12 protein-coding genes are annotated in these 20,776 nt (G+C 73.6%); 8 read left to right on the top strand and 4 right to left on the bottom strand.

Annotated features, from left to right (window positions below):
* Nucleotides 1–108: 108 nt before the first annotated feature.
* Genes DJ476_RS33045 through DJ476_RS33035 form a run of 3 tightly spaced genes read left to right on the top strand, consistent with a single transcriptional unit; the run spans nucleotide 109 to nucleotide 9,067 of the window.
* Nucleotides 109–7,404 carry an amino acid adenylation domain-containing protein gene (locus tag DJ476_RS33045; protein WP_112492236.1) on the top strand — a complete coding sequence of 2,432 codons (7,296 nt, stop codon included), beginning with the start codon at nucleotides 109–111 and terminating at the stop codon, nucleotides 7,402–7,404.
* 5 nt (nucleotides 7,405–7,409) lie between these two features.
* The gene (locus DJ476_RS33040; RefSeq protein ID WP_018491180.1) at nucleotides 7,410–7,607 is read left to right on the top strand and encodes an MbtH family protein; all 198 of its coding nucleotides are present in this window, start codon (nucleotides 7,410–7,412) and stop codon (nucleotides 7,605–7,607) included.
* Entirely contained in the window at nucleotides 7,604–9,067 is a 1,464-nt protein-coding gene (locus DJ476_RS33035; protein WP_103416976.1) for a DHA2 family efflux MFS transporter permease subunit, read from the top strand. The genes DJ476_RS33040 and DJ476_RS33035 overlap by 4 nt, the downstream gene beginning before the upstream one ends.
* A gap of 119 nt (nucleotides 9,068–9,186) precedes the next feature.
* On the opposite strand, the gene fes is transcribed toward DJ476_RS33035, so the two are convergent.
* Both fes and fhuB read right to left on the bottom strand, forming a co-directional pair.
* A complete protein-coding gene (gene fes / locus DJ476_RS33030; protein WP_112492235.1) occupies nucleotides 9,187–10,461 on the bottom strand; it encodes an enterochelin esterase in 1,275 nt (424 codons plus the stop codon).
* A gap of 14 nt (nucleotides 10,462–10,475) precedes the next feature.
* Nucleotides 10,476–12,854, bottom strand: coding sequence for a Fe(3+)-hydroxamate ABC transporter permease FhuB (fhuB, locus tag DJ476_RS33025; protein WP_208853556.1), 2,379 nt, complete (start codon nucleotides 12,852–12,854; stop codon nucleotides 10,476–10,478).
* 102 nt (nucleotides 12,855–12,956) lie between these two features.
* Between fhuB and DJ476_RS33020 the strand changes: the two genes are divergently transcribed.
* The 5 genes from DJ476_RS33020 (at nucleotide 12,957) to DJ476_RS33000 (ending at nucleotide 17,631) form a co-directional block, all read left to right on the top strand.
* The gene (locus DJ476_RS33020; RefSeq protein ID WP_103416973.1) at nucleotides 12,957–13,787 is read left to right on the top strand and encodes a 2,3-dihydro-2,3-dihydroxybenzoate dehydrogenase; all 831 of its coding nucleotides are present in this window, start codon (nucleotides 12,957–12,959) and stop codon (nucleotides 13,785–13,787) included.
* Nucleotides 13,788–13,878: 91 nt separating this feature from the next.
* A complete protein-coding gene (gene dhbC / locus DJ476_RS33015) occupies nucleotides 13,879–15,084 on the top strand; it encodes an isochorismate synthase DhbC (RefSeq protein ID WP_112492233.1) in 1,206 nt (401 codons plus the stop codon).
* Nucleotides 15,081–16,712: a (2,3-dihydroxybenzoyl)adenylate synthase gene (locus tag DJ476_RS33010; RefSeq protein ID WP_112492232.1), complete on the top strand. Its 1,632-nt coding sequence runs from the start codon at nucleotides 15,081–15,083 to the stop codon at nucleotides 16,710–16,712. Before dhbC ends, DJ476_RS33010 begins: the two co-directional genes overlap by 4 nt.
* A gap of 50 nt (nucleotides 16,713–16,762) precedes the next feature.
* Nucleotides 16,763–17,395 (top strand): isochorismatase family protein, encoded by a 633-nt coding sequence (locus DJ476_RS33005; RefSeq protein WP_103416970.1) that lies wholly within the window; start codon nucleotides 16,763–16,765, stop codon nucleotides 17,393–17,395.
* Between the two features lie 5 nt (nucleotides 17,396–17,400).
* On the top strand, nucleotides 17,401–17,631 hold the full coding sequence (locus DJ476_RS33000) for a phosphopantetheine-binding protein (protein ID WP_029394738.1): 231 nt from the start codon (nucleotides 17,401–17,403) through the stop codon (nucleotides 17,629–17,631).
* 107 nt (nucleotides 17,632–17,738) lie between these two features.
* Here the strand turns inward: DJ476_RS33000 and pgm are convergent, their stop codons facing one another.
* Together pgm and DJ476_RS32990 are read right to left on the bottom strand one after the other, a co-directional pair.
* A complete protein-coding gene (gene pgm / locus DJ476_RS32995; RefSeq protein ID WP_103416969.1) occupies nucleotides 17,739–19,382 on the bottom strand; it encodes a phosphoglucomutase (alpha-D-glucose-1,6-bisphosphate-dependent) in 1,644 nt (547 codons plus the stop codon).
* 214 nt (nucleotides 19,383–19,596) lie between these two features.
* A complete protein-coding gene (locus tag DJ476_RS32990; protein ID WP_103416968.1) occupies nucleotides 19,597–20,670 on the bottom strand; it encodes a chitinase in 1,074 nt (357 codons plus the stop codon).
* Nucleotides 20,671–20,776: the final 106 nt, after the last annotated feature.

Here is a 20,776-nt window from a genome sequence, read left to right as displayed (position 1 = left end):
GACGGTCGCCTGCACTGTCGGAAATAGGTTAACTTAGCCTTACCTAAGTGCGTACCGGGGAGCCTGGTGGCCCGGTGTCCGTTGTCCTTCAGGGGAGTCGTCACACACATGCATGAGCGTCCGAACCGCCCGACCAGCTCTTCGGCAGCGCACCCCGGCGGCCCTCCCTCCCGAGCGCTGCCCCTCCTGACCTCCCAGTCGGGGATCTACTACGCGCACCAACTGGCCCCGCTCGGCACGGAGCTGAACACGGCCGACTGCGTGGAGATCGCCGGGCCGCTCGACGCCGACCTGTTCACCGAGGCCCTGGTGCGGACGGTGGGCGAGGCGGACACGCTGGCCCTGCGGATCTCCGAGGCGGACGGCACCCCGGTGCAGCACGTCGTCCACGGCGAACCCGTCGTCCACCGGCTCGACCTGACGCCGGAGCGGGCCGAGGCCTGGATGCGGGAGGACCTGGCCCGGCCGGTGGACCTCGCCTCCGCCGACGGGCTGATGACCCAGGCGCTGATCCACGTGGGCGAGGACCGCCACTGGTGGTACCAGCGGGTCCACCACATAGCCGTCGACGCCTACGCCCTCTCGCTCATCGGGCAGCGGGTCGCCGAGCTGTACACGGCCGCCGTCACCCAGGAGCCCGCGCCCGAGGGCCGGTTCGCCCCGCTGAGCGAGCTGACCGACGACGAGACGGCGTATCTGTCCGGCGAGGAGTACGCGGCGGACCGCGCCTTCTGGGCCGGGCGGATGGCCGGGTACGCCCCCGAGGCCGCACCCGTGAACCCCGAGGCCCCGGCCGGCGGCGCACTCCTCCACCGGATCACCGACCTCCCCGCGAGCACCCTCGACCGGCTCTCCGAGGCGGCCCGGGCCGCCAGGGCGACCTGGGCCGAGCTGATCGTCGCCGCCACCGCCGGGCATCTGCACCGGCTCACCGGCACCGAGGACGTGGTGCTGGGCCTGCCGCTCACCAACCGGCGCGGCCCGGCCGCCCTGCGCACCCCGGCCATGGCGGTGAACGTCCTGCCGCTGCGCATCGCCGTACGCCCGCAGGACACCGGCGCCGAGCTGCTGCGCCGGATCGTGCTGGAGATCCGCGAGGTCCGCCGCCGCCAGCGCTACCCGCAGGCCGACCTGCGCCGCGATCTGGCCCTGGAGTCGGCCGACGCCCCGCTGACCGGCCCGATGGTCAACATCAAGGCCTTCGACACCGCCCTGGACTTCGCCGGGCTCCCCGGCACCGTACGCAACCTCGCCGCGGGGCCCGTGGAGAGCCTGGCGGTCGGCGCGGCCCCGGGGCCCGACGGTGGCCTGCGGCTGACGCTGGACGCCAACCCGGCCGCGTACGGCGAAGCGGACCTCGCCGCCCACGAACGGTCCTGGCTGCGCTACCTCGACGGCCTGACCGAGCTGCTGCTCACCGACCCGGACCGGCCCGTCGCCTCGGTGGACCTGCTCACCGACGACGAGGTGCGCGAGGCCACGGCGGGCCGCACCGAGCCGGCCCCCGTCCTGACGTTCCCGCAGACGTTCACCGCGCAGGCCGCGCTGACGCCCGGAGCCGTCGCCGTACGCTCCACCCTCGCGGGCACGTTCCGGGGGGCGCTCCCGGAGACGGACGCGGCCGGGACCGCCCTCACCTACGCCGAGCTGGACGCCGCCTCCGACCGGCTGGCCCACCTGCTGGCCGGGCTCGGGACGCCCGGAGCGGGTCAGGCGCGGACCGGTGCCACGGTGGCGCTCGCGCTGCCCCGCACCGCCGACATGGTGGTGGCCCTGCTCGCCGTGCTCAAGGCGGGCCTGGTCTGCCAGCCGCTGGACCTCGGCCACCCCGCCGCCCGGACACTGGCCGTCCTGGAGGACGCCCGGCCCGTCGCCGTCATCGGCACGGCCGAGACCCTGGCCGCGCTCCCGCCGCACGGCGTGGCCACGGTGGCGCTCGACGAGCCCGCCACGGCCGAGGCGCTGGCCGCCTGCCCGGACGGCCCGCCCGCCACCGGGCCCGCGCCCGCGGACCCCGCCTATCTCATCCACACCTCCGGCTCCACCGGCCGCCCCAAGGGCGTCCTCGTCGGCCACGCCGCCCTGGCCAACCTCGGCGTCGGCCACCTCACCGACCACATCGCCCCGGCCGTCGCCCGCACCGGCCGGGAGCGGCTGCGGGTCGCGCACAGCGCCTCGTTCGCCTTCGACGCCTCCTGGGACCCGCTGCTGTGGATGGTCCACGGCCATGAGCTGCATCTGCTGGACGACGCCGCCTACCGGGACCCCGCGGTCCTGTCCGCGTACGTCGACAGCCACCGTGTCGACTATCTCGACGTCACCCCCTCCTACGCCGAAGCGCTCATCGCCGAAGGCCTGCTGGACGAGGGGCGCCACCACCCCGCCCATGTGGTCGTCGGCGGCGAGGCCGTACCCCTGGCCCTCTGGGAGCGGCTGACCGCCGCCGAGGACGTCCACCCGGTCAACCTCTACGGCCCCACCGAGACGACCGTCGACGCCTACTACTGGCTGCCCGGCGAGTCCGCCGACCGGCCCGAGGGCAGACCCGTGCGGGGATCGCGGGTCTATGTCCTGGACTCCTCCCTGCGTCCCGTGCCCGCCGGGGTGACCGGTGAGCTGTACGTCGCCGGGCCCTGCCTGGCCCTCGGCTACCTGGGCCGCCCCGACCTGACCGCCGAGCGGTTCGTCGCGGACCCGTTCGGCGCGCTCCACGGCACCCCCGGCGGCCGGATGTACCGCACCGGGGACCTGGTGCGCCGCCGCGAGGACCACACCCTGGAGTTCCTCGGCCGCAGCGACGACCAGGTCAAGATCCGCGGCTTCCGCATCGAACTCGGGGAGATCCAGGCCCGGCTGGCCGCCCACCCGCAGGTCGCGGCCGCCGCCGTCATCGCCCGGGAGACCGGGCACGGCAAGCGCCTCCTCGCCTACGCCGTCCCGGAGAAGGGCGACACGGCCCCCACTCCGAACGCCCTGCGCGACCACCTGGCCGCCGCGCTGCCCGAGCACATGGTCCCCGCGACCGTGACGCTGCTGGACGCCCTCCCCCGGACCGCCAACGACAAGCTGGACCACCGCGCCCTGCCCGACCCCGAACCGCTCTCCGCCGCCATCGGCGCGGAGGTCGTCGGCGAGAGCGGGCCGCACACCGAGATCGTGCGCGGGCTCTACGCCGACGTGCTCGGTATCGCGGAGCCCCCGGCCGCCGACGCGGGCTTCCTGGACCTCGGCGGGCACTCCCTGCTCGCCGCCCGGCTGGCCGCCCGCGTCCGCGAGCACTTCGGCGTCCCGTTCTCCATAGCCGACGTCTTCCGCCACTCCTCCCCCGCGGCCGTCGCCGCGCAGGTGCGCACCCGCAGTGGCGCGGCCACCGCGTCCGTACCGCTCTCCCCCGTGCCCCGCACCGGTCCCCTCCCGCTCTCCCCGGCCCAGCAGCGGCTGTGGTTCCTCCACCGCCTCGAAGGGCCCAGCCCGACCTACAACATCCCACTCGTGCTCAGCGTCAACGGCCCTCTCGACCGGGACGCCCTCCAGCTCGCCCTGCACGATCTGGTGGACCGTCACGAGACACTCAGAACGGTATATCCGCCCACTGACAACGGGTCCGGAGCCGACGGCGACGGCACCCCCCACCAGGTGATCCTTCCGCCGGGCCATGAGGCGGCCCGCCCGGTGCTGCGCCTCGCGGAGCCCGGCAGCGACCTCACCGAGGCCGTGCGGTACTGCTTCGACCTGGCCGCCGAGCCGCCGCTGCGCACGGTCCTCTTCAGCGACGGGCCCGACCACCACACCCTGCTCCTGCTGCTCCACCACATCGCGGGCGACGGCGCCTCCACCACTCCCCTGGCCCGCGACCTGGCCACCGCCTACACCGCCCGTCTCGCGGGCGGCGCGCCGGAGTTCACGCCGCTGACCGGGCAGTACGTCGACCACGCCGCCCGGCTCCAGGAGGTCCTGGGCTCCCCCGCCGAGCCGACCCCGCTGGCCGAGGCGCAGCTCGCCCACTGGCGGGAGGCACTGGCCGGGCTGCCGGACCAGCTGGAGCTGCCCACCGACCGGCCCCGCCCGCCCGTGGCCACCTCGGCCGGTGACACCGTGCCGTTCGCGCTCGACGCGGCCACCCACGAGGCGCTGCGCCGGCTGGCCCGGGAGCACGGGGCGACGGTCTTCATGACCGTCCAGGCCGGTCTCGCCGCCGTGCTGACCCGGCACGGCTGCGGCACCGACATCCCCCTCGGCACCCCCGTGGCGGGGCGCGACGACGACACCACGGCCGGGCTCGTCGGCTTCTTCACCAACACCGTGGTGCTGCGCACCGACACCTCCGGCGACCCCGGCTTCGGGGTCCTGCTGGACCGGGTGCGGGCCACGACGCTCGCTGCCTACGAGCACGACGCGCTCCCCTTCGACCACCTGGTTGAAGCGCTGAACCCGCCGCGCTCGCTGGCCCGGCACCCGCTGTTCCAGGTGATGCTGGCCTGGCAGTCGATCGCGGACGGCCCCGCCGCCTTCGGCCCGGACGCCACCGCGCGGCTCGCCGCCGTACCGTCGGGCACCGCCAAGTTCGATCTGACGCTGAACGCGGGCGAGCTGGCCGGGGGCGGGATCGCCGGGTTCCTGGAGTTCCGCACGGACCTCTTCGACCGAACGACCGCCCAGGCGCTCGCGGACCGGCTGGCCCGGCTGCTGACCGCCGCCGCCACGGAGCCGGAGACCCCGGTGGGGCTGCTGCCGGTGCTCGGTGCGGACGAGGTGCACCGCGCCCTGGTCGAGGCCAACGGCGTGCCCGCCGACCGGCCGGTGCCGCTGACGCTCGCGGAGGTCTACGAGGTGGCGGCCCGCCGTCACCCGGAGCGGGTGGCCGTGAGCTGTGCGGGCGATTCACTGACGTACGCTCAACTTTCCTCCCGTGCCCAGTCGTTGGCGCGGCTGCTGGCGGCCCGTGACATCGGCCCCGGCTCCATCGTGGCGCTGGCTCTGCCGCGCTCGCTGGACCTGGTGGCGGGGCTGCTGGCGGTGTCGCTGTCGGGGGCCGCGTATCTGCCGATGGACCCGGACTACCCGGCGGACCGGCTGGCGTACATGCTGGCGGACGCCCGGCCGGCCGCGCTGATCACCGACGCGGCGACGGCGGACCGACTGCCCGCGCACGACCTGCCGCTGATCACGGTGGACGAGGCGGCGGGCTTCCCCGACGGGCCGCTGAGCCAGTCGGACCGGACGCGGCCGCTGAGCCCGCAGGACCCGGCGTACGTCATCTACACCTCGGGTTCCACCGGCCGCCCCAAGGGCGTCGTCGTCACGCAGCACAATGTGACGCGGCTGATGACGGCGACCGAGCACTGGTTCGCCTTCGGCCCCGAGGACGTGTGGACGCTGTTCCACTCCTACGCCTTCGACTTCTCGGTCTGGGAGCTGTGGGGCGCGCTGCTCTACGGCGGCCGGGTCGTCGTCGTCCCGCATCTGACGAGCCGTGACCCGCAGGCGTTCCTGCGGCTGTTGGCCGACGAGCAGGTGACGGTCCTCAACCAGACGCCGTCCGCCTTCTACCAGCTGGCCGCCGCCGACCGGGAGGCACCGGGGCACGAACTGGCCCTGCGGTACGTGGTGTTCGGCGGGGAGGCGCTGGAGCTGGGGCGGCTCGCGGACTGGTACACCCGGCACGGCGAGAACGCGCCGACGCTGGTCAACATGTACGGCATCACCGAGACCACGGTCCATGTCTCCTACCTGGCGCTCGACCGGGCGACGGCCGCCTCGGCGGTCTCCAGCACCATCGGGGTCAACATCCCCGACCTGCGGGTCTATGTGCTGGACGACCGGCTCCAGCCGGTGCCGCCCGGGGTGACCGGTGAGATGTACGTCGCCGGTCAGGGCGTGGCGCTCGGTTATCTGGGACGGCCCGACCTCACGGCGGGGAGGTTCGTCGCGGACCCGTTCGCGCATCTCTTCGGGGAGAGCGGCACTCGGATGTACCGCTCCGGCGACCTGGCCCGGCGGCGGACCGACGGGGCGCTGGAGTACTTCGGCCGGGGCGACCAGCAGGTGAAGATCCGCGGGTTCCGCGTCGAACCGGGCGAGATCGAGGCCGTGCTGGCCGCGCACCCCGAGGTCGCGGATGTGGCGGTCGTGGTCCGAGAGGACGTCCCGGGCGACAAGCGGCTGGTCGGTTACGTGGTTCCCGCGCCCGGCTCCGAGCCGGTCCCGGCGGCGTTGCGCGAGCACGCGGCCGCCACGCTGCCGGTGCACATGGTGCCCTCGGCCGTGGTGGTGCTGGAGCGGCTGCCGCTGACCGGCAACGGGAAGCTGGACCGCAAGGCGCTGCCCGCGCCGGGGGTTCCGGTGGGCGGGGGCGGCCGGGCGCCGCGCACGGTCCGCGAGGAGCAGCTCTGCTCGATCTTCGCGGAGGTGCTGGGGCTGCCGGCAGCCGGGGTGGAGGACAACTTCTTCGACCTGGGCGGCCATTCGCTGCTGGCGGTGCGGCTCGCGGGCCGGATCAGGTCGGCGTTCGGCATCGAGGTGTCGATCGGCACGGTCTTCCAGGCGCCGACCCCGGCCGCGCTCGACGCGGCGCTGGACGTCTCGCGCGAGGACGATCCGCTGGACGTCCTGCTGCCGCTGCGCCCGGCCCGCCCCGGCGACCGGGCGCCCGTCCACTGCGTGCACCCGGCCGGTGGTCTGAGCTGGTGCTACGCGGGGCTGATCCGCCATCTCCCGGCGGATGTGCCGATCTACGGGCTCCAGGCGCAGGGCGTCGGTGAGGCGACGGCGGACGAGCCGCTGCCGACCACACTGGAGGAGCTGGCCGCCCACTACGCCTCCCGGATCCGCGAGGTACAGCCCGAGGGGCCCTACCGGCTGCTCGGCTGGTCGACCGGCGGGATCATCGCCCACGCCATCGCGGCGGTGCTCCAGGAGGCGGGCCAGGAGGTCGAGTTGCTGGCGATCCTGGACGCGTACCCCGCCGAGGGGTTCCGGGACCTGCCGGTGCCCGATCAGGCGGAGGCGCTCGAATCGCTGCTCACCATGGGCGGTTACGGCCCCGAGAGCCTCGGCGACAAGGAGCTGACGACGGCCAACGTGGTGGAGGTGCTGCGCCGCGAGGGCTCCCCGCTGGCCGCGCTCTCCGCCGCGAAGATCGAGGCGCTGGGCGAGGTGTACCTCAACACCAACGACCTCGTACGCGCCTACGACCACCGGGTGTTCCAGGGCGATGTGCTGTTCTTCCGGGCCACGGTGGACACCATCGACGACACCCTGACGCCGGAGACCTGGACCCCGTACGTGAGCGGGCGCATCGACAACACGAACGTCGCCTGCTCGCACAAGGACATGACCCTGCCCGAACCGATCGCGCACATCGCGCGCGTGGTCGCCGACCGACTGACCGAGCTGGAGAAGTGACACCGATGAGTGACGCACCCGCCAACCCCTTCGACGCGGACGGGGAGTTCCTCGTCCTGACCAACGACGAGGGCCAGCACTCGCTGTGGCCGCTCTTCGCGGCGGTGCCCGCCGGCTGGTCGACGGCGCACGGCCCGTGCGCCCGCCAGGAGGCGCTGGACTGGATCGGCGCCCACTGGTCCGGCCCCCTCGCCGCCCGGTGAGCGGGCTGCTGATCCGGCCCCGGATACGTCCCCGGGTCGCCGTCGTCCTCGTCTACACGGCCGCCATGTGCATGAACGGCCTGGACTCGACGATCGTGAACCCGGCGCTCTACACGATCGCGGGCGACTTCGGCCGCCCGCTGTCGGCCGCCAACACCGTGGAGACGGCCTTCCTGGTCGCGCTCGCGGTGGGGCTGCCGGTGGCGGGGTGGCTGGGCGACCGGTTCGGGACGAAGCGGGTGTTCCTCGGCGCGCTGACCGCGTTCACGATCGCCTCGGCGGTCTGCGGTCTGGCGCCCGATCTCGACACGCTCGTCGTCGCCAGGGCCGTACAGGGCCTGGCCGGTGGGCTGTTGACGCCGGTCGGGATGACGCTGCTGTTCCGGGCGTTCCCGCCGCACGAGCGGATGAAGCTGGCCAAGGTGCTGATCGTGCCGACGGCGCTGATGCCCGCGCTCGGTCCGCCGCTGGGCGGGCTGCTCACCGAACACCTCTCCTGGCACTGGCTGTTCTTCGTGAACGTGCCGATCGGCACGGCGGCGGTGCTGCTGGGCGTCTTCGGGCTGCGCGAGCATGTCGAGGGCCCGGAGGGGAAGTTCGACACGGTCGGCTTCTGGCTGGCCACTCCGGCGCTGGGGCTGCTGACGTACGCGCTCGGCTTCGGCCCGTCCCAGGGCTGGACCCGGCCCGCCGTCGCCGTCAGCGCGGCCCTCGGCTCGGTCCTGCTGCTGGCGGCGGTGCTGCACCAGGTGCGGGCGAAGACGCCGCTGCTGAAGCTGCGGCTGCTCGCGGACCGGGTGTACGGGTCGGCGTCCGCGCTGGCCGGGGTCACGGCTGCCGGGCTGATGGGGGTGCTGTTCGTCTTCCCGCTGCTCTACCAGGCGAGCCTGGGCGCCTCGGCGCTGGACGCCGGGCTGAGCGTCTTCCCGGAGGCGGTGGGGCTGATGCTGGCCTCGCAGGTGGTGGACCGGCTGCTCCCCCGGCTCGGCCCCCGGCTGCTGACCGTCCCGGCGCTGCTGGTCGCAGCGGCCGTCTTCGCCACGCTGGCGATTCCCGGCGTGGCGGAGAACGCGTGGAGCGTGCGCGGGCTGATGTTCCTGATCGGCCTGGTGCTGGGGACGGCGGTGCTCACCGTGCAGATCTCCGGCTTCGAGTCGATCGGGCCCGCGGACATGGGGCAGGCGATGGGCCTGTTCCAGATCGTCCGCACCCTCGGCGGGGCGCTGGGCATCGCCGCCTGTGCGGCGGTGATCGGCGGCGGCCACGTGACGGAGGCCGCCGCCGACCCGGGCCCGTACCGCACGGCGGTCTGGGTCACGGCGGGGCTCGTCGCGCTCGGGGCGGTGATGGCGCTGCGGCTGCCACGTGAGGCTCCGCAGCCACCGCCGTTCGACGACGAGGACGCGCCGCCGCCGGGCGAGGGCCTGGCGGCGGACGAGGCTCCGGCCGTCAAGGGCTGAGAGCGCACGAGGCTCGCAAGAGCTGAGTGCATACGGAAAGGGGCGGGGCGGCATCCGGAGGGGGATGCCGCCCCACCCCTTTCCGTATGCGTCCGGAGAGCGGGTTGTACGGGGGCGGGTCAGCGGCCGCCGAGCAGCGCGGCCAGGCCGTCCGCGAGGCCGCCGCGCCAGCAGGCGTAGTCGTGGCCGCCGTTGAACTCCCGGTAGCGCACGTCGTAGCCACGGGCCCGCAGGATGTTGCGGAAGCGGCGGTTCTCCGCCAGGAGCATCCACTCCTGGTGGCCCACCTCCAGGTGGAGGGTGACGGGCCGGCGCTCGCCCCAGGCGTACTGGCGGGTGAGCCATTCGCCCCCGCGGTCGTCGTCGGGCCACCAGAAGGAGCCGGACTGGGAGAGCGCGAGGCCGAACCGCTCGGGGCGGCGGAAGGCGGCGAAGGCGGCGGTGAGGCCGCCCGCGCTCTGCCCGGCGATCACCGTACGGGCCGGGTCGGCCCCGGCCCCGTACTCCTGCTCCGTCCAGGGCAGCAGGGTGTCGGCCAGCCAGTCGACGAACGGGCCGCTGCACGCGAGGTCCTTCATGCGACGGCCCATGGTGTCGACCAGGACCGTGACGGTGGGCGGGAGTTCGCCGTCGGCGTGGAGGTTGTCGACGATGTCACCGACGCCGAGGACCGGCCCCCACATCTCGCCGTCCAGGAGCACCGCGAGCGCGTACGGGCCGCCGTCCGGCCGGTGGCCCGACGGGAGGTGGACCGTGATGCGGCGGCCGTCGACCTCGGTGTCGAGCGTGGTGCCGCGCGCCACGCCGTCGCGGCGCCGGATGCGTGACTGGTCGGGTGCTTCGGGGAGTTCGAGTACGGAGGCGGGGTTGCGGCCGTCCCGGGAGGGCAGCGGGGCCCCGGTGTTGAGCGGGTCGGGTTCGGCGTGGTCGAGCACCCGCAGCCAGGAGGCCCGGTCGGCGCGGACGGCGTCCTCGCGGGTGCCGCCGCTGGCGTGGAACTGGTAGGAGGCGCGGTGGTCGGTGCGCAGCCGGTGGCTGATGGCCCAGACCCCGGTGCCCTCGACGCGCTCCATCAGGTGCGGGGCGAGGTCTCCGGCGTGCCGGTCCTTGTCGGTGACCGTGTGGACCAGGGCCAGGACATGGGTGGCGGGGCGGGCGGGGTCCTCGCGGCGGACGAAGGTGACCAGCCGGTGGTCGGCCTCGCCCTCCGGGTCGGGTTCGACGAGGGGGGCGCCGGTCTCGGAGACGTACGCCCAGAACGCCTCCTCGGCGCCGGGCTTGCCCGCTCGTACGTCCTCGACGAGCGTACGCAGCACGGGACTTCGCACGGCGGTCACCTCGGATCCGGTCGGTCCCGCGGGGGCGGGCGGGTTGCGGCGCGGTGGGTAGGTCATGTGCGGGGCGCCTTTCAGACGCGGGTGGCGGCGGAGCGGCCGAGGAGCACCCAGAGCAGGAACGGGCCGCCGAGGACGGTGGTGACGATGCCGACGGGGAGTTCGACGCCGTCGAAGACGATCCGGCCGAGGGTGTCGGCGGCGACGACGAGGACGGCCCCGGTGAGCATCGAGCCGACGAGCGGGACCCGCAGGGGTCCGGCGAGCCGGGAGGCGATGACGGGGGCGGCGAGCGCCACGAAGCCGACCGGTCCGCAGATGCCGACCGCGAGCCCGGCGAGGCCGACGGCCAGCAGCAGGGCGAGGGTGCGGACCCGGCCGGGGGCCGAGCCGAGCGAGGAGGCGGTGGCGTCGTCGAAGCGGAGGACGGCCAGGTGGCGGGCGACGGCGAGGCTGACGGGGACGAGGATCGCGAGGCCGATGAGGACGGGCACGGCGACGGAGTAGCTGCGCCCGTTGAGGCTGCCGGAGGTCCACACGTACAGCGAGCTGGCGGAGCTGAGGGAGCGGCGGGAGAGGACGACCTGCGTGATGGCGGAGGCCAGGGCGGACATGGCGAGGCCGACGACGAGGACGCGGTAGCCGCGCTGGCCGAGACCGCCCGAGACGGTGGTGACGACGATGACCGCGACCAGGGCCCCGATCGGCCCGGCCCACCAGGCGCCGAACGTGCCGGTGGCGCTGAGGGTGACGGAGAGCAGGACGGCGGCGGTGGCCCCGTCGTTGACGCCGAGGAGTTCGGGGGTGGCGAGGCGGTTGCGGGCCAGGGTCTGGGTGAGGCAGCCCGCGAGGCCGAGGGCGGCGCCCGCGGTGAGCCCGGCGACGATGCGGCCGAGGCGGAAGTTCTGGACGAGCAGTACGTCGAAGCGGTCGCCCTGGCCGAAGACCGCGCGGAAGGTGCGGCCGACGCCCATGTCGCTCTGGCCCGCGTAGGCGGAGAGGACCACCGCGCACACCAGGGCCCCGGCGAGCGCGACGGCGGCGATGGCCGCGCGCCGGGTGAGCAGGACGGAGAGGGGGCCGCGGCGGACGACGAGGGTGTCCGGCGGGCGGACCCGGACGGCCTTGGGCTTACGGGGCTTGGGGCGCGGCAGGGAGAACGCGAAGCGGCGCGGGCGGTCCGGGGTGCGCTCCTCGGTGGCCGGTTCCGTCATGCCCATCGAGGCCAGTTGCCTGGAGCGGACGATGGCGATGAGGACGGGGGCGCCGATGAGGGCGACGATCACGGAGACGGGCGCCTCGAAGGGCCGGGAGACCACGCGGGCGGCGACGTCGGAGACGGCCAGCACGCAGGCGCCGATGAGCCCGGCGAGCAGCAGGCGGGCGGCCAGCCGGGTGCCGGCGATGGCGCGGGCCAGGAATCCGGCGAGGAGGCCGAGGAAGGAGATGGGCCCGGCGAGCGCGACGGCGGAGGCGGTGAGGAGGGTGACGCCGATGGCGACGACCGTACGGATCACGGGGGGCCGGTGGCCGAGGCTGCGGGCCAGGTCGTCACCGAGCGCGAGGGCGGAGAGCGGCCGGGCCACCAGCAGGGCGACGAGGAAGCCGACGGCGAGGACGGGGGCCAGGCGGCCGAGTTCACCGAAGCCCTCGACCCCGGCGAGGGAGCCGAGGACCCAGAAGCGGAATCGGTCGTAGGTCTCGGCGGAGTTGACGACGATGACGCTGGTGAGCCCGCCGAAGGTGGCGCCGAGCGCCGCACCGGCGAGGACGAGCCGCATAGGGGAGCCGCCGCCGCGCCGTCCGGAGATGAGGAGGACCAGGCCGCTGGCGACCACGGCGCCGACGAACGCGCAGACCAGGTAGGCGTAACCGGAATCGAAGCCGAGGAGCGCGATACCGGCGACGACACCGAGCGAGGCGCCCGCGTTGACGCCGAGCAGACCGGTCTCGGCGAGCGGGTTGCGGGTGACCGCCTGGAGCAGACAGCCGGCCACGCCGAGGGCCGCGCCGACGAGGAGGGCGGTCAGGGTGCGCGGGAGCCGCAGGTCCCCGACGACCAGGGAGAGACGGGCATCCGCGCGGGCCCCGTCCCGGTTGAGCAGATAGTCGAGCACCCCGCCGACGCCGACCTCGCCCGCCCCGACGGCGAGGGAGAGGCCGCTGAGCAGCAGGACGGCGGCGGTGAGCCCGGCGACGGCGAGCGCCACCGTGCGGCGGCCGGCCGCGGGTGCGCCGACGGCCTTCCCCGTGCCCGCGGGTGTCTCCGTGGCAGCCGCGGGTGTCTCCGTACCGGGTACGGGGCCGGGTCTGGAGCCGGGTGCCGGAGCGGGTTCGTCCGCTTTGGCGGGCGATGTCTTCGCCTGCCGGTCGCTCTCCTCTCCGTCCAACTGGACGGTCGAGGAGTCATGTTCGGGAGCCGAGGCCGGGGTCCCCGTGTGCGGCGTTTGCATAAGGTGAGGCTAACCTAACCGTATATCGACGGCTCGACACCCTTCTGGGCGGTCGAATCAATTTAGGTTACCCTTACCTAACACCCAGGGGGAGGTTCGTTCATGCCTGAGCACATACCGGGCAGAAGTGACGAGTTCGCGGGCCGCACGGCCCTGGTCACCGGTGCCGGACAAGGCATCGGGGCCGCCGTGGCCGAACTGCTCGCCGACCTCGGCGCCCAGGTGGCCGCCACCGACCGCGCGGGACACAGTATCGAGGCGCTGGCGGCCGACTGGCCCCGGCGGCAGGAGAAACTGTCCGCGGGCGAGCGGTCGGCCGGCCGTCTGGAACCGTATGTGATGGACGTCACCGACCGGGTCGCGGTGGAGAACACCGTGGCACGGGTCGAGGACCAACTCGGGCCGGTGGACATTCTGGTGAACGTCGCGGGCATCCTGCGCACCGGCCCGGCGACCACGCTCTCCGCGCAGGACTGGGCGGACACCTTCGCGGTGAACACGACCGGTGTCTTCCAGGTCTCCCAGGCCGTCGCCCCGCTCATGGTGACGCGGAAGACCGGCTGCATCGTCACCGTCGGCTCCAACGCCGCCGGGATCCCGCGCACCGGCATGGCCGCCTACGCCGCCTCCAAGGCCGCCGCGGCCATGTTCACCAAGTGTCTGGGGCTCGAACTCGCCCGCAGCGGCGTACGCTGCAACGTCGTCGCCCCCGGCTCCACCGACACCGCCATGCAGCGGGCCCTGTGGACCGACCCGGGCGCCGAGGCGCGGGTGATCGACGGCGACCCGTCGACGTACCGCACCGGCATACCGCTCGGCCGGATCGCCGAACCCGCCGACATCGCCCAGGCCGTGGCGTTCCTCGCCTCGGACCGCGCCCGCCACATCACGCTCCAGGAGCTGTACGTCGACGGCGGCGCGACCCTGCGCTGACCGGCGGCCCCGCACCACCCCTCCGTACCACGTCACTTCTCCCACCAGCCCCCCGCACCCGCTGACGGGACCATCGAGAATGGAGTCCCCCGTGTCGACGGCATCCCAGGTCGCCACGCACGTCCCCCCGGCCGATCCGGCCCACCCCGCCGTAGGAGCGGCCACCTCCCTCCTGGACGCCTACGCACCGGGCGACCACTTCCTCGCCACCCCCGGGCGCACGCTGCTCGCACGGGGCGCGGGACGCCAAGTCCCGCACGACGAGAGACCTTTGACCGAGCGGGTGGACGCCGCCCTGGCCGAGGCCGTCGCCGTGGGCCAGGAGTCGCCCGTGGTGATCGGCGCCATCCCCTTCGACCACACGGCACCGGCCGCGCTCCACATACCGGCCACCGTGCGCTCCGCCCCGCCGCTCGCCTCCGACCCGCTCATCGCCCTGCCCGCGGGCTCCTCGGCCACCGCGGACTGGCGGATCCGGCCGGTGCCCGAGCCCGAGGTGTACGGCGAGGGCGTCGCCGCCGCCGTGGCCCGCATGTGGCGCGGCGAGTTCAGCAAGGTGGTGCTGGCCCGCACCCTGGAGCTGACCTCCGACGCCCCGCTCGACCTGCCCGCGATGCTCCAGCGCCTGGCCCGCCGCGACCCCTCCGGCTACACCTTCGCGCTGCCGACCGGCCCCGCGCGCACCCTGATCGGCGCCAGCCCCGAACTGCTGGTCTCCCGCCGGGGCAACCAGGTCGTCTCCAACCCGCTCGCCGGGTCCACCCCGCGCAGCGACGACCTCGCCGAGGACGTCCGCCGGGCGGCGACGCTGCTGGAGTCGGTCAAGGACCTCCACGAGCACGCCGTGGTCGTGGACGCCGTCCACCAGGCGCTCGCCCCGCACTGCACCGACATGACCGTCCCGGCCCGGCCGACGCTGATCCGCACCGCCACCATGTGGCACCTGTCGACCACGGTCACCGGCACGCTCACCTCCCCCGACACCTCGGCGCTGGACCTGGCGATGGCCCTGCACCCGACGCCCGCCGTGTGCGGCACGCCGACGCAGACGGCCCGTCAGGTCATCGCGGAGACCGAGCCGTTCGACCGCGGCTTCTTCACCGGAGTCGTCGGCTGGGGCAACGCCGAGGGCGACGGCGAATGGGTCGTCACCATCCGCTGCGCCGAGGCCGAGGAGCGCACCCTGCGCCTCTACGCGGGCGCGGGCGTCGTGGCCGCGTCCGAGCCCGAGGCGGAGACCGCCGAGACCGGCGCCAAGTTCCGCACCTTCCTGAGCGCCGTGGGAGCCGAGCTGTGAGTACGCAAGCCGCTCCCACCTGGCCCGCCGAGTTCGCCGAGAGGTACCGGGCGGCCGGCTGGTGGCGTGGCGAGACCTTCGGCGAGATGCTGCGGCAGCGCGCCGAGGAGCACCCGGACCGGGTCGCGATCATCGACCCGGTGGCGGGGAGCCGGTGGACCTACGCCGATCTCGACCGGCGGGCCGACCGGCTGGCGGCGGGCTTCCTCGCCCGCGGCATCGCCAAGGGCGACAAGGTGGTGGTCCAACTCCCCAACATCGCCGAGTTCTTCGAGGTGATCTTCGCCCTGTTCCGGATCGGGGCGCTGCCCGTCTTCGCGCTGCCGGCCCACCGCGAGACCGAGATCGCCTACTTCTGCGAGTTCACCGAGGCCGTCGCCTATGTCATCGCGGCCGAGCACGGCGGCTACGACTACCGGGAGCTGGCGGCCAAGACCCGCGCCCACGTGCCCACGCTGAAGCACGTGTTCGTCGCCCAGGGCGACCCGGGCGACTTCGAGGCGCTGGCCGAGGTGGCCGAGGAGCCGGTCGGCTACGGCGGGCCGCGCCCGGACGACCTGGCCTTCCTCCAGCTCTCCGGCGGCAGCACCGGCGTACCGAAGCTGATCCCGCGCACCCACGACGACTACATCTACTCGCTCCGGGGCTCCAACGAGATCTGCGGGGTCGACGAGAACAGCGTCTACCTGTGCGTGCTGCCCGCCGCCCACAACTTCCCGCTCTCCTCCCCCGGTTCGCTCGGGATGCTGTACGCCGGTGCGCGCGTGGTGCTCTGCCCGCAGCCCTCCCCCGAGGTGGCCTTCCCGCTCATCGAGAGCGAGGGCGTGACCATCACCGGTCTGGTGCCGCCGCTGGCGCTGCTGTGGACCGAGGCCGCGCCCGGCTCCGCGCACGACCTCAGCTCCCTGGACGTGCTGCTCGTGGGCGGCGCCAAGTTCAGCGAGGAGGCCGCCCGCCGGGTCCGCCCCGCGCTCGGCTGCACGCTCCAGCAGGTCTTCGGAATGGCCGAGGGGCTGGTCAACTACACCCGGCTGGACGACCCGGTGGAGACCATCGTCACCACACAGGGCCTGCCCATCTCGCCGGACGACGAGATCCTGGTCGTCGACGACGAGGACCGGGAGGTGGCTCCCGGTGAGACGGGCCACCTGCTGACCCGGGGCCCGTACACGATCCGCGGCTACTGGAACGCCCCCGAGCACAACGCCCGTTCGTTCACCGAGGACGGCTTCTACCGCACGGGCGATGTCGTCCGGGTCACCGAGACCGGGCACATCGTGGTGGAGGGGCGCGCCAAGGACCAGATCAACCGGGGCGGTGAGAAGGTCGCCGCCGAGGAGGTGGAGAACCACATCCTCGCCCACCCGGCCGTGCACGACGCCAATGTGGTGGCCGAGCCGGACCCGTATCTGGGCGAGCGCGTCTGCGCGTACGTGATCCTGCGCTCGGGCGCCGGACCGCTGAAGGCCGTGGCCATCAAACGGTTCGTGCGGGAGAGGGGGCTGGCCGCCTTCAAGGTGCCGGACAGGGTCGAGTTCGTGGACGCGTTCCCGCAGACCGGGGTGGGCAAGGTCTCCAAGAAGGACCTGCGCAACGCCGCCGCCCGCACCGCCTCCCCGTCCCTCTGACGTCCCCTCCCGCCCGCCTCCCGCACCTTTCGAACGGAACCCTCTCCACCATGGCCCTGCCCGCCATCACGCCCTACCCCATGCCGGCCGCGGACGAGCTGCCCGCCAACCGGGTCGACTGGACCGTCGACCCGGCCCGCGCGGTGCTGCTCGTCCACGACCTGCAGAACTACTTCCTGACGGCGTACGACCGCCAGGCCGCCCCCGTACCCGAACTCCTGTCACACGTGGCCGAGTTGAAGAAGGACGCGGCACGCCTGGGCGTCCCCGTCCTCTACACCGCGCAGCCCGGCGGCCAGAGCCCCGAGGAGCGCGGGCTCCAGCAGGACTTCTGGGGCCCCGGCCTGCCCGCCGACAAGCACCTGGCGGCCATCGCGGACGAGGTCGCCCCCGACGCGGACGACACCGTCCTCACCAAGTGGAAGTACAGCGGCTTCGTCCGCACCGATCTGCTGGAGCGGCTGCGCGAGCAGGGCCGCGACCAGATCGTCATCACCGGCGTCTACGCCCACATCGGCGTCCTGATGACCGCGTGCGACGCCTGGATGCAGGACATCCAGGCGTTCGTCGTGGCCGACGCCGTGGCAGACTTCTCGGCCGACGACCACGCGATGGCGCTGCGCTGGGCGGCCGGCAAGTGCGCCGTCGTCACCACCACCCGAGCCGTCTTCGAAGGAAAGTGACCGCTGTGGCCCTGACGCTGGAACAGTTGCGCGCCGATGTCGCCGACATCCTCGGCGAGGAGCCGGAGGAGATCCCGCTCGACGAGAACCTCGTCGACTACGGGCTCGACTCCGTCCGTCTGATGTCCCTGACGGCGGCCTGGCGCCGCGACCACGGAATCGAGGTGGCCTTCGCCGACCTCGCGGAGAAGCCGGCCCTGGAGGCCTGGGCGCCACTGCTCGGCGTCACCGCCTGAGCGGACGGCGGCAGCAGGCAGTTCTCGAGAGGGTGGTGCGGACCCGGCAGTACCGGGTCCGCACCACCCTCTCTTCGTTCACGCACGCATGGGGGCCGCCTGCCGGATCAGGCGCCGTCCAGCGCCTCGGAGACCAGGGCGCGGGCCTCCTCCTGGACCCGGGCGAGGTGGTCGGGGCCCTGGAAGCTCTCCGCGTACACCTTGTAGACGTCCTCCGTGCCCGAGGGGCGGGCGGCGAACCAGGCGCTGTCGGTGCAGACCTTGAGGCCGCCGATCGCCGCCCCGTTGCCGGGCGCCTCGGTGAGGACGGCGGTGATGCGTTCGCCGGCCAGGGTGTCGGCCTTGACCTGCTGCGGGGAGAGTTTGGCGAGGACCGCCTTCTCCTCGCGGGTGGCGGGGGCGTCGACGCGGGCGTAGGCGGGGTCTCCGAAGCGGGCGGTGAGCTGGGCGTACCGCTGGGAGGGGGTGGAGCCGGTGACGGCGGTGATCTCGGCGGCGAGGAGGGCCAGCAGGATGCCGTCCTTGTCGGTGGTCCAGACCCGGCCGTCGCGGCGGAGGAAGGAGGCGCCGGCCGACTCCTCGCCGCCGAAGCCGAGGCTGCCGTCGTACAGCCCGTCGACGAACCACTTGAAGCCGACCGGGACCTCCACCAGGGTGCGGCCGAGGTCCTGGGCGACCCGGTCGATCATCGAGGAGGAGACCAGCGTCTTGCCGATGCCCGTCCCGGCGGGCCAGGACTCGCGGTGGGTGTAGAGGTAGTCGATGGCGGTGGCCAGGTAGTGGTTGGGGTTCATCAGGCCGCCGTCGGGGGTGACGATGCCGTGCCGGTCGGCGTCGGCGTCGTTGCCGGTGGCGATGGTGTACGCGTCGCGCTGCTCGATGAGCGAGGCCATGGCGTGCGGGGACGAGCAGTCCATGCGGATCTTGCCGTCCCAGTCCAGCGTCATGAACCGCCAGGTGGGGTCGGCCAGCGGGTTGACCACGGTGAGGTCGAGCCGGTGGCGCTCCGCGATGCGCCCCCAGTACGCGACGGAGGCGCCGCCGAGCGGGTCGGCGCCGATCCGGATGCCCGCCTCCCGTACGGCGTCCAGGTTCAGGACGGAGGGAAGGTCGTCGACGTACGCGGTCAGGAAGTCGTGCCGGTGGGTGGTGTCGGCGGCCAGGGCGCGGGCGTACGGGATGCGACGGACCCCGTCGAGCCCCGCCTCGATCAGGGCGTTGGCCCGGTCCTGGATCCAGGAGGTGGCGTCGGAGGCGGCCGGTCCGCCGTTCGGCGGGTTGTACTTGAAGCCGCCGTCGGCGGGCGGGTTGTGCGACGGGGTGACCACGATGCCGTCGGCCAGGTGCTCGGTGCGCCCGTGGTTGTACGTGAGGATGGCGTGCGAGACGGCGGGCGTCGGGGTGTAGCCGTCCTCGCTGTCGATGAGGACGGTGGCCCCGTTGGCGGCCAGGACCTCCAGGGCGGTGGTCCGGGCGGGCTCGGAGAGGGCGTGGGTGTCGGCGCCCAGGAAGAGCGGTCCGTCGGTGCCCTGGCGGGCCCGGTAGTCGCAGATCGCCTGGGTGGTGGCGGCGATGTGGTCGTCGTTGAACGCCGCCGCGAGCGCGGAGCCGCGGTGGCCCGAGGTGCCGAAGGCGACCCGCTGGGCGGGTTCGGCCGGGTCGGGGTGGAGGGCGTAATAGGCCGTCACCAGCCGAGCCACGTCGACCAGGTCCGTGGACTGTGCCGGCTGCCCGGCCCGTGCGTGCGCCATCGGGTCTCCTCTTGCGTCTTCGTCGTCGTCGGCCCTGGGGTGCGGGCCGTCGTCCCGGGGTGGGCGATCGCCCCGATCCGTACCCGATTCTGTCCCCTTGCCCCGCCCGGGTGTGCGACGGGTCCGCCTCCGTACGGGGGCGGCGTCGCGGCCGGACGCACCGCGCCCCCGGCCGGGGTGGACCGGGGGCGCGGCACGGCGGGGAGTGCGGGGGTCAACGGCCCTGGAGCACCTTGACGTTGTCGCCGAAGGTCCAGTTCCGGGAGCCGTCCCAGTTGATGGACCAGGTCATCAGGCCCTTGAGGGAGCCGTTGTAGTGGTTCCAGGCCTGGGAGACGAGGGAGGGCGACATATGGCCGCCGCCCGCGCCGGGCTGGGCGGGCAGGCCGGGGACCTGCTTGTCGTAGGGGACCTTGATGGTGGTGCCCTGGATGACGAGCCCCCGGTTGAGGCAGTCCGTCTGGGCGACGAAGCCGGCGACCGTACCGGCGCTGTAGGAGTCACCGGAGCAGCCGTACATGCTGCCGTTGTAGTACTGCATGTTCAGCCACCAGAGCCGGCCGTTGTCGGCGTACTTCTTGATGACGGGCAGGTACGCGCCCCAGATCGAGCCGTAGACCACGCTGCCGCCGGTGACGTACGCCGTCTCGGGGGCCATGGTGAGGCCGAAGTTCGAGGGCATGGCGGCGAGGACCCCGTCGATGATGCGGATGAGGTTGGCCTGCGACGGGGAGAGCTGGTTGATGTTGCCGGTGCCGACGAGGCCGGTCTCGATGTCGATGTCGATGCCGTCGAAGTTGTACTTCTTCAGGATCGGGACGACGGTCGCGACGAACCGGTCCGCGACCGCGCTGGAGCTGAGGTCGATCCCGGCGGTCGCCCCGCCGATCGACATGAGGAGGGTGAGCCCGGAGGCCTTGGCCTGGCACATCTCCGCAGGGGTGGCGACCTTGACGGTGTTGTCCATGCCGTCCTCCCAGAGGACGGTGCCGTCGGAGCGGATCACGGGGAAGGCCGCGTTGATGACGTTGTAGCCGTGCTGGGTGATACGGGAGTCCGTGATGGGGATCCAGCCGAGCGGCGGGTGCACGCCGTTGGCGGCGCCGTCCCAGTTCTCCCAGTACCCGTGGAGCACCTTGCCCGTGGGCTTGGACTTGACCGCACAGGTCTCGGCGGCAGCAGCCTTCGAGGGAGTCTCGGCGGTCTTCGCCGGGGCGGCTCCTACCAGCATCGGTACGACGAGCGCCGCGGCCAGCCCGAGGCCCAGCAGTCGTGAGGTACGGCTCATGATCCGTATGTCCTTCCTGCCCGGGTCCGCCGCCGGCCGGACGAAAGGTTCGCCCGGCCCCGCCCTATGTCGTGACCCTGCCAAACCGTAGAATGGTCCAGACCTT

Source organism: Streptomyces bacillaris (assembly GCF_003268675.1).
GTDB lineage: Bacteria > Actinomycetota > Actinomycetes > Streptomycetales > Streptomycetaceae > Streptomyces > Streptomyces bacillaris.
Note: the sequence above shows the minus strand (reverse complement) of the source record. Positions and strands in the feature narration are given on the sequence as shown.

What these genes read in the sequence shown, in the direction of transcription:
- fes (WP_112492235.1), bottom strand. Translation starts at nt 10,461, where the DNA reads ATGACCTACCCACCGCGCCGCAACCCGCCCGCCCCCGCGGGACCGACC.
- DJ476_RS33005 (WP_103416970.1), top strand. Translation starts at nt 16,763, where the DNA reads ATGGCCCTGCCCGCCATCACGCCCTACCCCATGCCGGCCGCGGACGAG.
- fhuB (WP_208853556.1), bottom strand. Translation starts at nt 12,854, where the DNA reads ATGCAAACGCCGCACACGGGGACCCCGGCCTCGGCTCCCGAACATGAC.
- DJ476_RS33045 (WP_112492236.1), top strand. Translation starts at nt 109, where the DNA reads ATGCATGAGCGTCCGAACCGCCCGACCAGCTCTTCGGCAGCGCACCCC.
- DJ476_RS33040 (WP_018491180.1), top strand. Translation starts at nt 7,410, where the DNA reads ATGAGTGACGCACCCGCCAACCCCTTCGACGCGGACGGGGAGTTCCTC.
- DJ476_RS32990 (WP_103416968.1), bottom strand. Translation starts at nt 20,670, where the DNA reads ATGAGCCGTACCTCACGACTGCTGGGCCTCGGGCTGGCCGCGGCGCTC.
- DJ476_RS33020 (WP_103416973.1), top strand. Translation starts at nt 12,957, where the DNA reads ATGCCTGAGCACATACCGGGCAGAAGTGACGAGTTCGCGGGCCGCACG.
- pgm (WP_103416969.1), bottom strand. Translation starts at nt 19,382, where the DNA reads ATGGCGCACGCACGGGCCGGGCAGCCGGCACAGTCCACGGACCTGGTC.